Raw genomic sequence first — 12,340 nt, forward strand, 5'->3', positions numbered from 1 at the left:
CACCCGAGAGACTCTCTCAGGGTTTCCTCCGGGCGCTTCCCTTCGGTCTTGCGTTTCCGACTCTATCAGATCCTTTTCCGATCCGATTTCCTCGGTGCTTTTCAGGTTCCCGCTTCCGCGTTTCCCTTTCCGGCGGTTCCGACTTTATCAGAAGTTCTGAGTCGGAATTCCCGCTCCCGGGGCTCCGGACCGTGAGTTGGTCGGGTGCCCGCCTGAGCGGAGTTGTAAACGTACTGGAGCGGGGCGCCTCGATGCAAATCGAGGCGCCCCGCTCCGGGTTGGCGCGGACGGATGTCCGACGGTCCGTCAGACCTCCACCACCACGGGGAGGATCATCGGACGGCGCCGGTAGGTGTCCGAGACCCACTTGCCCAGGGTGCGGCGGATCAGCTGCTGGAGCTGGTGCGGTTCGACGACACCGTCCTGGGCCGAACGCTCCAGTGCCTCGACGACCTTGGGCAGGACTACGGCGAAGGCCGAGTCCTCGATGCCCGAACCGCGGGCCTGGACGTGCGGGCCGCCGGTGATCTTTCCGGTGGACGAGTCCATCACCACGAAGACCGAGATGATGCCCTCGTCGCCGAGGATCTTGCGGTCCTTCAGGGCCGGCTCGCCCACGTCACCGACGGAGAGCCCGTCGACGTAGACGTATCCGGCCTGGACCTTGCCCGAGATCTTCGCCTTGCCCTCGACCAGGTCGACGGCGACGCCGTCCTCGGCGATGACGATGCGGTCGTGCGGGACGCCGGTCAGGGCGCCGAGTTCGGCGTTGGCGCGCAGGTGGCGCCATTCGCCGTGGACCGGCATCAGGTTCTTCGGGCGGCAGATGTTGTAGAAGTACAGCAGCTCGCCGGCCGAGGCGTGGCCCGAGACGTGGACCTTGGCGTTGCCCTTGTGGACGACGTTGGCGCCCCAGCGGGTCAGGCCGTTGATCACGCGGTAGACCGCGTTCTCGTTGCCGGGGATGAGGGACGACGCCAGGATGACCGTGTCGCCCTGGACGATGCGGATCTGGTGGTCGCGGTTGGCCATGCGGGAGAGGGCGGCCATCGGTTCGCCCTGCGAGCCCGTGCAGACCAGGACCACCTCGTGGTCGGGGAGGTCGTCGAGGGTCTTGACGTCCACCACCAGGCCCGGGGGGACCTTCAGGTAGCCGAGGTCTCTCGCGATGCCCATGTTGCGGACCATCGAGCGGCCGACGAAGGCGACCCGGCGGCCGTACTCGTAGGCGGCGTCCAGGATCTGCTGGATGCGGTGGACGTGGCTGGCGAAGCTGGCCACGATGATGCGCTTGCGGGCGTTGGCGAAAACCGTGCGCAGGACGTTGGAGATGTCCCGCTCGGGCGGGACGAAGCCCGGGACCTCGGCGTTCGTGGAGTCGGAGAGGAGGAGGTCGATGCCCTCCTCGCTGAGACGCGCGAACGCGTGCAGGTCGGTGAGGCGGCCGTCCAGCGGGAGCTGGTCCATCTTGAAGTCGCCGGTGTGCACCGCCATGCCCGCGGGGGTGCGGATGGCGACGGCCAGGGCGTCCGGGATGGAGTGGTTGACCGCGACGAACTCGCAGTCGAAGGGGCCGATGCGCTCCCGGTGCCCCTCCGCCACCTGCAGGGTGTAGGGGCGGATGCGGTGCTCCTGGAGCTTGGCCTCGATGAGGGCCAGGGTCAGCTTGGAGCCGATGAGGGGGATGTCCGGCTTCTCGCGGAGGAGATAGGGGACGCCGCCGATGTGGTCCTCGTGGCCGTGGGTGAGGACGATGCCCTCGATGTCGTCGAGGCGGTCCCGGATCGACGAGAAGTCCGGCAGGATCAGGTCGATTCCGGGCTGCTCCTCCTCGGGGAAGAGCACTCCGCAGTCGACGATCAGCAGACGGCCGCCGTACTCGAAGACCGTCATGTTGCGGCCGATCTCGCCGAGGCCGCCGAGCGGGGTGACCCGCAGGCCGCCTTCGGGGAGCGGCGGGGGCGAGCCCAGTTCAGGATGCGGATGACTCAAAAGACTCTCCTCACCACGCACGCCACGTACCGGTGGGGCACGTGGCGCGCATGACGTTCGTGCAGATGCGATGGATGGTGTGGGACGCGGGCACCGGTGGCCCGCTTGTTCAGTTGTGGGGTCTTGCGAAGTCTGTTGTCAGAGCTGTACCCCGCCGGCGGCAAGATCGATCTTGAGCTGTTCGGTCTCCTCGGGCGTCAGCTCGACCATGGGCGCGCGCAGCGGTCCGGCGGGCAGGCCCTGGAGGGCGAGCGCTGCCTTGGAGGTCATGACGCCCTGGGTGCGGAACATGCCGGTGAAGACCGGGAGCAGCTTCTGGTGGATCTCCAGTGCCTTCTGCACGTCGCCCGCGACGTACGCGTCGACCAGGGAGCGCAGCTCGGGGGTGACGACGTGGCCGACGACCGAGACGAAGCCGACCGCGCCGACCGAGAGCAGGGGCAGGTTCAGCATGTCGTCGCCGGAGTACCAGGCGAGACCGGAGTGCGCGATGGTCCAGCTGGCGCGGCCGAGGTCGCCCTTGGCGTCCTTGTTGGCGACGATCCTCGGGTGCTCGGCGAGCCGGACGATGGTCTCCGTGTTGATCGGGACGCCGCTGCGGCCGGGGATGTCGTAGAGCATGACCGGCAGCTCGGCGGCGTCGGCGACGGCCTTGAAGTGCCGGTAGAGCCCCTCCTGCGGGGGCTTGTTGTAGTACGGGGTGACGACGAGCAGGCCCGTGGCGCCGGCCTTCTCGGCGGCGTGGGTCAGCTCGACGCTGTGGTGGGTGTCGTTCGTGCCGACGCCGGCGACGACGTGGGCGCGGTCACCGACCGCCTCCACGACGGCCCGTACGAGATCCGCCTTCTCCGCATCGCTGGTGGTGGGGGACTCGCCCGTGGTGCCGTTGACGATCAGGCCGTCGTTGCCTGCGTCCACCAGGTGGGCGGCGAGCCGCTGCGCGCCGTCGAGGTCGAGTGCGCCGTCCGCCGTGAAGGGCGTGACCATGGCGGTGAGGACCCGCCCGAAGGGGGTCTGCGGAGTGGAGGTCGGAGCCATGGGTTACACGCTACTCGTTGCTCGGGGCAGGGTCTGCCCTCGGGGGATGCACCCGCGGGAGGCGGAGGCGGAGCCCGGCACTGCCTGCTCGGGGGTTCAAGCAGTGCCGGGTCCGTTCGATCAGGCTAGATGAACTTCATGAAATGCCGCAATACGGACACTTCGCGCGGTTGATCGCACATGCGTACCTGTGGAGAAGGTGTTACGGGGCCACGCGGCCGTTGGCGTTGAAGGCCGCGTGAGTCAGGGGCATCAGGCGCTGCCACTCCGCCTCCATCTTCTCGCCGACCATCTCGATCTCCCGCTGCGGGAAGGACGGGACCTTGGCCAGCTCGTGCTGGGTGCGCAGGCCGAGGAAGTGCATCAGGGAGCGGGCGTTGCAGGTGGCGTACATCGAGGAGTACAGGCCGACGGGGAGCACGGCGCGGGCGACCTCGCGGGCGACGCCGGCGGCGAGCATCTCGCGGTAGGTCTCGTACGCCTGGCGGTAGGAGTCGGCCATCGCGCGGCCGACCAGCTCCTGCTGGGCCTCGGTGCCCTCGACGAAGCGGTACTTGCCCGGGCGGCCCTCCTGGACCAGCTTGCGGGAGGCGTCGGGGACGTAGAAGACCGGCTGCAGCTCGCGGTAGCGGCCGGACTCCTCGTTGTAGGACCAGCCGACGCGGTGGCGCATGAACTCGCGGAAGACGAAGATCGGGGCGCTGATGAAGAAGGTCATCGAGTTGTGCTCGAACGGGCTGCCGTGCCGGTCCCGCATGAGGTAGTTGATCAGGCCCTTGGAGCGCTCCGGGTCCTTGTCCAGCTCGGCCAGGGACTGCTCACCGACCGTCGAGACCCGGGCGGCGAAGAGCACGTCGGCGTCGGAGGCGGTGTGCTTCACCAGCTCGACGGTGACGTCGCTGCGCAGGTCGATCTTGAAGTCGTCTTCGGGCGTGTCGGGGGTCACGGTGGGGAGGGCCTTCCGGTCTCGGCAGCTTGCGGACGCCACTCTACGGCGGACACCAAACGGGGCGTTCACGGCCGTGCCGCGATGAAGTCGGTGAAACGGGGCACCTTCGGTGGTGTCCGTTCGTCTGTACAGACAGGTGTTCTTCGAGTTCTGGAAGGAGACGTTCTCATGATGCGCCGGCGTGAACCCGTCCCGTTCGCCTTCGTCGCCGAGGCCGACAGGTTCCGCAGCAATGTCACTCCCCCGCCCCCTGAGCGCATGTCGTTCGGCCAGCTGGCCGGGCGCTGGCTGCTCGGGACGACCATAGTGGCGGGACTCGTGGGGTCCCTGGTGATCGGGATGCCCGCGCTGTCCCTCGACCACTCCTCGCAGCAGACGCAGCAGTCACAGGCGTCGTCCGGCAAGCGCTGAGCCGTCACCGGGCCGCCGGGGCGTCGACGACTCCATCCGGGCCCCCGAGGGTGGTGACCGGGGACACAGGTCGATAACCTCACCGGGCACAGCCCACGCATGGAGCGAGTGAGGACCAGCCGTGCCCCTGACCTTCCTGACGGCCGACCGTGCCTTCGACACGGCCGACGACGTCGCGTTGCCGTACGACGACCGGGACCGGTGGCGGCGGCCCTACCGCCCCGGCCCCTGGCGCGTCGGCGCGTCCGCGCTGATGCTGCTGCTGGCGTCGTTCGTGCTGTTCTCGACGGTGGCCATCGCCGCGACGGGAACCGTGGCCTCGGCCGGCGTGGTCTTCGGCGTAGCCGTGGTCGTCATCGTCTGCGCGCTGCGGCTGCTGCGGATGGGCACGTGGGTGAGCGCGCGGGGCGTGCGCCGGGTGGGCTTCCTGGTCAGCCGTACGGTGCCGTGGGAGCGGATCGTCGAGGTGCGGACGGTGCAGCAGCCGGTGCGCTGGCTCGGGCTGCCCCGGACGGTGCAGGGACAGGCGCTGGTCATGTCCTGCCGGGGGCGGGACGCCGGCACGCTGCCGCCACTGCTGACCACGCACAACGCCGACTTCCTCGCCCGGCCGGAAGGGTTCGACCGGGCCGCCGACGCCGTGGAGGCGTGGGGCGCGGAGTACCGGATCGGCTGAGCGGCGTACGACGACATGCCGGTGGCCCGGCCCCGCGGAGGCGGGGGCCGGGCCACCGGCATGTCGTGGGCCTGGTTCAGGCCGTCTCGGTGTGCGGCTCGGCCGTGCCGTCGTGCAGTCTGATCGCGCGCTGCATCGCCTTGCGGGCGCGCGGGGTGTCCCGGGCGTCCTGGTAGGCGACGGCCAGGCGGAACCAGCTGCGCCAGTCGTCGGGGGCGTCCTCGGTCTCGGCCTTGCGGCGGGCGAAGACCTCGTCGGCCGAGTCGCGGTCGATCCGGCCGCTCGGGGTGCGCTTCAGCTCGTCGACGGGGAGGGCGCCCTCGGCGTCCAGTTCGGCGGCGAGCCGGTTGGCCTTGCGGACGAACTGGGTGTTCTTCCACAGGAACCACACCCCGATCACCGGCAGCACCAGCACCGAGACGCCGAGAACGACGGTGACGGGGGTGCCGGCCTCGATGAGCAGCACGCCGCGGCTGCCGACCAGGACGAAGTAGAAGACCAGGACGGCGGCGGTGACGGCGTAGGTGATCTTGGCGCGCATGTGAATCAGGGGCTCAGTTCAGGTCCAGGAAGTGTTCCAGGCCGAAGGTGAGGCCGGGAGTGGTGACCACGCGGCGGGCGCCCAGCAGGATGCCCGGCATGAAGCTGCTGTGGTGCAGGGAGTCGTGCCGGACGGTGAGGGTCTCGCCCTCGGCGCCCAGCAGGACCTCCTGGTGCGCGAGGAGCCCGCGCAGCCGGACCGCGTGCACCGGGACGCCGTCGACGTCCGCGCCGCGGGCGCCGTCCAGGGCGGTGGCAGTGGCGTCGGGCGCCGGAGCGGTGCCTGCCTTCTGCCGCGCCTCGGCGATGAGCTGGGCGGTGCGGGTGGCCGTGCCGCTGGGGGCGTCGACCTTGTTGGGGTGGTGCAGCTCGACGACCTCGACGGACTCGAAGTACGGGGCGGCGATCTGCGCGAACTTCATGGTGAGGACGGCGCCGATGGAGAAGTTGGGCGCGATGAGGACGCCCGTCCCCGGCGACGCGTCGAGCCAGGCCCTGAGCTGCGTGAGGCGGTCGTCGGTCCAGCCCGTGGTGCCGACGACGGCGTGGATGCCGTGGCGCAGGCAGTGGTCGAGGTTGTCCATGACCGAGGCGGGGGTGGTCAGCTCGACGGCGACCTGGGCGCCGGTCTCGGTCAGCGTCTCCAGGGAGTCGCCCCGGCCGAGGGCGGCCACCAGCTCCATGTCCTCGGCGGCCTCGACCGCCCGGACCGCCTCGGAGCCGATCCGGCCCTTGGCGCCGAGGACGGCCACACGCAGCTTGCTCATGTCTGTTGCTTCCTTACCGACGGGTGGGTCAGGCGACGGCGTCGTGCAGCCGGGATGCCTGCTTGTCCTTGAGCGGGCCGATGACCGACAGCGAGGGCCGCCGTCCCAGGATGTCGCGAGCGACCTCGCGGACGTCGTCCGGGGTGACCGAGGCTATCCGGGCCAGCATGTCGTCGACCGACAGCTGCTCGCCCCAGCACAGTTCGCTCTTGCCGATACGGTTCATCAGCGCGCCCGTGTCCTCCAGGCCGAGGACCGTGGAGCCGCGGAGCTGGCCGATGGCGCGGTCGATCTCCTCGTCGGGCAGGCCGTGCTCGGCGACCCGGTCGAGTTCGTCGCGGCAGATCTTCAGCACGTCGTGCACCTGGGAGGGGCGGCAGCCCGCGTAGACGCCGAAGAGGCCGCAGTCGGCGAAGCCCGAGGTGTACGAGTACACGCTGTAGGCCAGGCCGCGCTTCTCACGGACCTCCTGGAAGAGGCGGGAGGACATGCCGCCGCCGAGGGCGGTGTTCAGTACGCCGAGCGCCCAGCGGCGCTCGTCGGTGCGGGCCAGGCCCGGCATGCCGAGGACGACGTGGGCCTGCTCGGTCTTGCGGCCGATCAGCTCGACGCGGCCCGCGGTGCGGAGGGCGCGGCGGCCGTCGCGCGGGGCGATCGGCTGGGCTGCCGGGTCCTTGAGGGCGCCGGCCTTCTCGAAGGCGGCGCGGACCTGGCGTACGACCTTGTTGTGGTCGACGTTGCCGGCGCAGGCGACCACCAGGTGGGTGGGGTCGTAGTGCCGCTTGTAGAAGCGGCGGATGCGGTCGGCGGTGAGGGCGTTGACCGTGTCGACGGTGCCGAGGACCGGGCGGCCCAGGGCGGTGTCGCCGAACATGGTGTGCGCGAACAGGTCGTGCACGCAGTCGCCCGGGTCGTCCTCGGTCATCGCGATCTCTTCGAGGATGGCGCCGCGCTCGACGTCGACGTCCTCTTCGAGGATGAGCGAGCCGGTCAGCATGTCGCAGACGACGTCGATGGCGAGCGGCAGGTCGGCGTCAAGCACGCGCGCGTAGTAGCACGTGTACTCCTTCGCCGTGAACGCGTTCATCTCGCCGCCGACCGCGTCGAGCGCGGCGGAGATGTCGAGTGCGCTGCGCCGGGCGGTGCCCTTGAAGAGCAGGTGCTCCAGGTAGTGCGTGGCGCCGTTCAGGGACGGGGTCTCGTCGCGGGAGCCGACGTGCGCCCAGATGCCGAAGGTGGCGGAGCGGACCGAGGGGAGGGTTTCGGTGACGATGCGCAGGCCGCCCGGGAGGGTGGTCCGGCGGACGGTGCCGATGCCGTTCTCACCCTTGATCAGGGTTTGGGTACGGGCGACGGCCCGCGCCTCCGGGGAGGTGCGGGCCGTCGCCTTGGAGCTGTGGGACGTCACTGGTCGGCGTCGTCCTTCTTCGTCTCGTCGGCGGACTCTTCGCCCTCGACCACGGGGATCAGGGAGAGCTTGCCGCGGGAGTCGATCTCGGCGATCTCGACCTGGACCTTGGCGCCCACGCCGAGGACGTCCTCGACGTTCTCCACGCGCTTGCCGCCGGCGAGCTTGCGGATCTGCGAGATGTGCAGCAGACCGTCCTTGCCGGGGAGCAGGGAGACGAACGCGCCGAAGGTCGTGGTCTTGACGACCGTGCCCAGGTAGCGCTCGCCGACCTCGGGCATCGTCGGGTTGGCGATGCCGTTGATCGTCGTACGGGCGGCCTCGGCGGAGGGGCCGTCGGCGGCACCGATGTAGATGGTGCCGTCGTCCTCGATGGTGATCTCGGCGCCGGTGTCCTCCTGGATCTGGTTGATCATCTTGCCCTTGGGGCCGATGACCTCACCGATCTTGTCCACCGGGATCTTGACGGTGATGATCCGCGGGGCGTTGGGGGACATCTCGTCCGGCGTGTCGATCGCTTCCATCATCACGTCGAGGATGTGGAGGCGGGCGTCACGGGCCTGCTTGAGGGCGGCGGCCAGGACGGAGGCGGGGATGCCGTCCAGCTTGGTGTCGAGCTGGAGGGCGGTGACGAACTCCTTGGTGCCGGCGACCTTGAAGTCCATGTCGCCGAAGGCGTCCTCCGCACCGAGGATGTCGGTGAGGGTGACGTAGTGGGTCTCTCCCTCGATCTCCTGGGAGATCAGGCCCATGGCGATACCGGCGACGGGGGCCTTCAGCGGCACACCGGCGTTCAGCAGCGACATGGTGGAGGCGCAGACCGAGCCCATGGACGTCGAGCCGTTGGAGCTCAGCGCCTCGGAGACCTGGCGGATCGCGTACGGGAACTCCTCGCGCGTCGGCAGCACCGGCACGAGGGCGCGCTCGGCGAGGGCGCCGTGGCCGATCTCGCGGCGCTTCGGGGAGCCGACGCGGCCGGTCTCGCCGGTGGAGTACGGCGGGAAGTTGTAGTTGTGCATGTAGCGCTTGCGGGTCACCGGGGAAAGGGTGTCCAGCTGCTGCTCCATGCGGAGCATGTTGAGGGTGGTGACGCCCAGGATCTGGGTCTCGCCACGCTCGAACACCGCGGAGCCGTGCACGCGCGGGATGGCCTCGACCTCGGCGGCGAGCGTACGGATGTCCGTGACACCGCGGCCGTCGATGCGCTTCTTCTCCTTGATGACGCGCTCGCGGACCAGGGTCTTGGTCAGCGAGCGGTACGCGGCGGAGATCTCCTTCTCGCGGCCCTCGAACTCCGGCAGGAGCTTCTCGGCGGCGAGCGCCTTGACGCGGTCCAGCTCGGCCTCGCGCTCCTGCTTGCCGGCGATGGTGAGCGCCTGGGCCAGCTCGGGCTTGACGGCGACGGTGAGCGCCTCCAGGACGTCGTCCTGGTAGTCGAGGAAGACCGGGAACTCGCCGGTGGGCTTGGCGGCCTTGGCGGCGAGGTCGGCCTGGGCGCGGCAGAGCACCTTGATGAACGGCTTCGCGGCCTCGAGACCGGCGGCGACGACCTCCTCGGTGGGGGCCTCGGCGCCGCCCTCGACCAGCTTGATGGTCTTCTCGGTGGCCTCGGCCTCGACCATCATGATCGCGACGTCGCCGTCCTCCAGGGCGCGGCCCGCGACGACCATGTCGAAGACGGCGTCCTCGAGCTCGGTGTGGGTCGGGAACGCCACCCACTGGCCGCGGATCAGCGCGACGCGGACGCCGCCGATCGGGCCGGAGAAGGGCAGGCCGGCCAGCTGGGTGGACGCGGACGCGGCGTTGATCGCGACGACGTCGTACAGGTGGTCGGGGTTGAGCGCCATGACCGTGCAGACGACCTGGATCTCGTTGCGCAGGCCCTTCTTGAAGGACGGGCGCAGCGGGCGGTCGATCAGGCGGCAGGTGAGGATGGCGTCCTCGGAGGGACGGCCCTCACGCCGGAAGAAGCTGCCGGGGATCTTGCCGGCGGCGTACATCCGCTCCTCGACGTCCACCGTGAGGGGGAAGAAGTCAAGCTGGTCCTTGGGGTTCTTCGAGGCGGTGGTGGCCGACAGCACCATGGTGTCGTCGTCCAGGTAGGCCACGGCGGAACCGGCGGCCTGCTTGGCGAGGCGGCCGGTCTCGAAGCGGATGGTGCGGGTGCCGAAGGGGCCGTTGTCGATGACGGCCTCGGCGTAGTGGGTCTCGTTCTCCACTATGGTCTTCTCCATTACGTTCAGTTACATGTCGTCTTCCGTCCCGCCTCGCCCGTGTGGCGGGGGGACGGTGATGGAGAAGCGTCCGGTGCGGGCCGGTCTTCGATCGAAGCCCCCGGCGTTCTTTTCCCCGAGGGCCACTACCGAGGACCGGCGGCGGCGCGGTGACGCTTCTCCTCGTCTCTTCGTCTCGTCGGTGTGGTGCGGTCGCGTTCTCTACCACACTACAAAGTGGCGGTGACACCGCGCACGTACAGCAAAGGGAGCGGCTCCCGATCGTGGGGAACCGCTCCCTTCACGGCGTCTTACTTGGCGCCCGCCGCACCGCGGCGGATGCCGAGGCGGTCGACCAGGGCGCGGAAGCGCTGGATGTCCTTCTTGGCCAGGTACTGCAGCAGCCGGCGGCGCTGACCGACCAGGATCAGCAGACCACGACGGGAGTGGTGGTCGTGCTTGTGGGTCTTGAGGTGCTCGGTCAGGTCGGAGATCCGACGGGACAGCAGGGCGACCTGGACCTCGGGGGAGCCGGTGTCGCCCTCCTTGGTACCGAACTCGGAGATGATCTGCTTCTTCACTGCGGCGTCGAGAGACACGCGTGCTCCTTCAAGGTCTTCATGAGCCTTCGAGCGCCCCCGGTCTGCTTCTCGGGGGAACTTCCGTGAACTCGGAAGGCGGGGTCCGCTGGGCGCGGCCTCCAGGCACGTGAGGTGGTCCGGGGGCGCGTACACAAACGGCCGTCAGCCAGCCTACCAGTCTCCTCGCGGGCCTCAGACGCCGCCGCGGACCTTGTTGTAGACGTCGAGGACGGCCAGGCAGATCGGGACCAGGGACAGCAGCACCAGGGAGTCCGCGAGGTCCAGCATGCGGCCCCAGAAGGGGGACAGGCCCTTCTTCGGCACGATCAGGGCGATCGCGATCAGCAGCAGCACGCCCGCCGCGACCGAGGCGCCGAGCCACAGGGTGCGTACGTCGACCGGGCCGGAGTTGCCCTTGAGCAGTTCCATGACGATGTCGGCCGGCGGCGAGATCGCGAGGCCCAGGACCAGCAGGGCGAGCGTGACGACACCCGCCACGAACAGGCAGGTGACCTGCGCGGTGTAGCGGAACAGGCGGGCCCGCAGCATGGCGGCGAGGCCGGTGCACAGGGCGAGCAGCTGGGCCCAGCCGCTGTCGCTGAAGCCGAGCACCGCGCCGCCCGCGCCGATGATGACCGCGGCGCAGCCGCCGACGAGGCCGAGCAGCAGTTCGTGCCCCCGGCTGGTCTGGGCGACGATGAGCTGGACGTCGACGGCCTCCATGTCGCCCTCGCGGCCCTCGCGCCGGGCCCTGGCCAGGTCCTCGGGGTTGCGGAAACCGATCGGCAGCTTGGCGAAGCGGGCCGACCAGCCGGGCAGGAAACCGACGACCGCGAGCGCGACGACCGCGGTGCCGGCGGCGATCTCCCGCGGCTCGGCCTCGGTGAGGATGCCGCAGAACGCGGCGAGCGTACCGATCGCGGCGGCCAGGGCCGCGGCGACGAACGGGGCGTCTCCCTGCGGCAGCAGCATGATCAGTACGATGGAGCACAGCAGTACGGCGACGCAGCCGACGAGGAACTGGATGCGTCCGGGCCCTTCACCGGCGTCCTGGGCGATGATGCCGGAGCCCCCGATGAGCGCGTGCGGCAGTGCGGAGATGCCGAGGGCGACGGCGGAGGCGCGGTCGTCGTAGACCCGGGCCCGGACGCCGGCGAGGGCGGTCAGGGTGAGCGCGGTCGCTCCGGCCAGGATGCCCTGGAGACCGGCCATGTCGTGCCGGACCGGATCGGCGAACCAGAAGACGAAGCCCAGCATGATCAGCAGCAGCGCGCCGGAGACGAGACCGGCCACCCGCATCAGGTTGTCGTTCCAGCTGCGGATGTCCTGCTTGACCGCGGCGGCGATCGCGTCGACCACGTCGTCGTGGACGGCCGGCGGCAGGGAGTCGGCGAAGGTCCGCAGCAGGAGCACCTCGCCGTCCCTGACCCGGTGCTCCAGCAGCGAACGGCTGGCGTCGAGGACCTGGCCCTCACGGCTCACCAAGTGGTAGCCGGCGGGGCTGGTGTCCGACTGGGTCAGTCCCGAGAGCCTGACGATCTCGGGGAAGAGGTCCTGGATCGGCAGGTCCTCCGGCAGTGCGACATCGACTCGGCTGTCCGGCGCCGCGATGGTGATTCGGCAGAAACCTGTCGAAGTCCCCGTGCTCACCTGGTGTTCCCCCTGCTAGACACGACTGCTGCGCGCCGCTCGTACGACGCGGAGCGCCACCCTATCCGCTGCGCCGCAAGGGAAAGGGGCTGCCTCCCTCAATTCTCCCCTTACC

General features: G+C 69.8%; 11 protein-coding genes. 2 read left to right on the forward strand and 9 right to left on the reverse strand.

The window, feature by feature from the left end; genetic code table 11:
- Window positions 1-306: 306 nt before the first annotated feature.
- From J7I94_RS21320 to thyX, 3 genes are all read right to left on the reverse strand, one after another.
- A complete protein-coding gene (locus tag J7I94_RS21320; protein ID WP_215168889.1) occupies window positions 307-1,992 on the reverse strand; it encodes a ribonuclease J in 1,686 nt (561 codons plus the stop codon).
- A 138-nt stretch (window positions 1,993-2,130) separates the two neighbouring features.
- The gene (dapA, locus tag J7I94_RS21325; RefSeq protein ID WP_215168891.1) at window positions 2,131-3,030 is read right to left on the reverse strand and encodes a 4-hydroxy-tetrahydrodipicolinate synthase; all 900 of its coding nucleotides are present in this window, start codon (window positions 3,028-3,030) and stop codon (window positions 2,131-2,133) included.
- Between the two features lie 202 nt (window positions 3,031-3,232).
- Window positions 3,233-3,976 carry an FAD-dependent thymidylate synthase gene (thyX, locus tag J7I94_RS21330; protein ID WP_215168893.1) on the reverse strand — a complete coding sequence of 248 codons (744 nt, stop codon included), beginning with the start codon at window positions 3,974-3,976 and terminating at the stop codon, window positions 3,233-3,235.
- A gap of 171 nt (window positions 3,977-4,147) precedes the next feature.
- On the opposite strand from thyX, the gene J7I94_RS21335 reads away from it, so the two are divergent.
- Both J7I94_RS21335 and J7I94_RS21340 read left to right on the forward strand, forming a co-directional pair.
- Entirely contained in the window at window positions 4,148-4,390 is a 243-nt protein-coding gene (locus tag J7I94_RS21335) for a hypothetical protein (protein ID WP_215168895.1), read from the forward strand.
- 121 nt (window positions 4,391-4,511) lie between these two features.
- On the forward strand, window positions 4,512-5,066 hold the full coding sequence (locus J7I94_RS21340) for a hypothetical protein (protein WP_215168897.1): 555 nt from the start codon (window positions 4,512-4,514) through the stop codon (window positions 5,064-5,066).
- A gap of 76 nt (window positions 5,067-5,142) precedes the next feature.
- Here the strand turns inward: J7I94_RS21340 and J7I94_RS21345 are convergent, their stop codons facing one another.
- The 6 genes from J7I94_RS21345 to eccD form a co-directional block, all read right to left on the reverse strand.
- Complete coding sequence (locus J7I94_RS21345; RefSeq protein ID WP_215168899.1) at window positions 5,143-5,607, reverse strand: hypothetical protein; 465 nt, start codon at window positions 5,605-5,607, stop codon at window positions 5,143-5,145.
- 13 nt (window positions 5,608-5,620) lie between these two features.
- A complete protein-coding gene (dapB, locus tag J7I94_RS21350; protein WP_215168901.1) occupies window positions 5,621-6,373 on the reverse strand; it encodes a 4-hydroxy-tetrahydrodipicolinate reductase in 753 nt (250 codons plus the stop codon).
- A 28-nt stretch (window positions 6,374-6,401) separates the two neighbouring features.
- On the reverse strand, window positions 6,402-7,781 hold the full coding sequence (locus tag J7I94_RS21355; protein ID WP_215168903.1) for a pitrilysin family protein: 1,380 nt from the start codon (window positions 7,779-7,781) through the stop codon (window positions 6,402-6,404).
- Window positions 7,778-10,000, reverse strand: coding sequence for a polyribonucleotide nucleotidyltransferase (locus J7I94_RS21360; RefSeq protein WP_215168970.1), 2,223 nt, complete (start codon window positions 9,998-10,000; stop codon window positions 7,778-7,780). The genes J7I94_RS21355 and J7I94_RS21360 overlap by 4 nt, the downstream gene beginning before the upstream one ends.
- 305 nt (window positions 10,001-10,305) lie before the next feature.
- On the reverse strand, window positions 10,306-10,593 hold the full coding sequence (rpsO, locus tag J7I94_RS21365) for a 30S ribosomal protein S15 (RefSeq protein ID WP_004924725.1): 288 nt from the start codon (window positions 10,591-10,593) through the stop codon (window positions 10,306-10,308).
- A gap of 174 nt (window positions 10,594-10,767) precedes the next feature.
- A complete protein-coding gene (gene eccD / locus J7I94_RS21370) occupies window positions 10,768-12,225 on the reverse strand; it encodes a type VII secretion integral membrane protein EccD (RefSeq protein WP_215168904.1) in 1,458 nt (485 codons plus the stop codon).
- Between the last annotated feature and the right edge of the window lie 115 nt (window positions 12,226-12,340).

The sequence above is a fragment of the Streptomyces sp. ISL-12 genome (assembly GCF_018614415.1).
GTDB lineage: Bacteria > Actinomycetota > Actinomycetes > Streptomycetales > Streptomycetaceae > Streptomyces.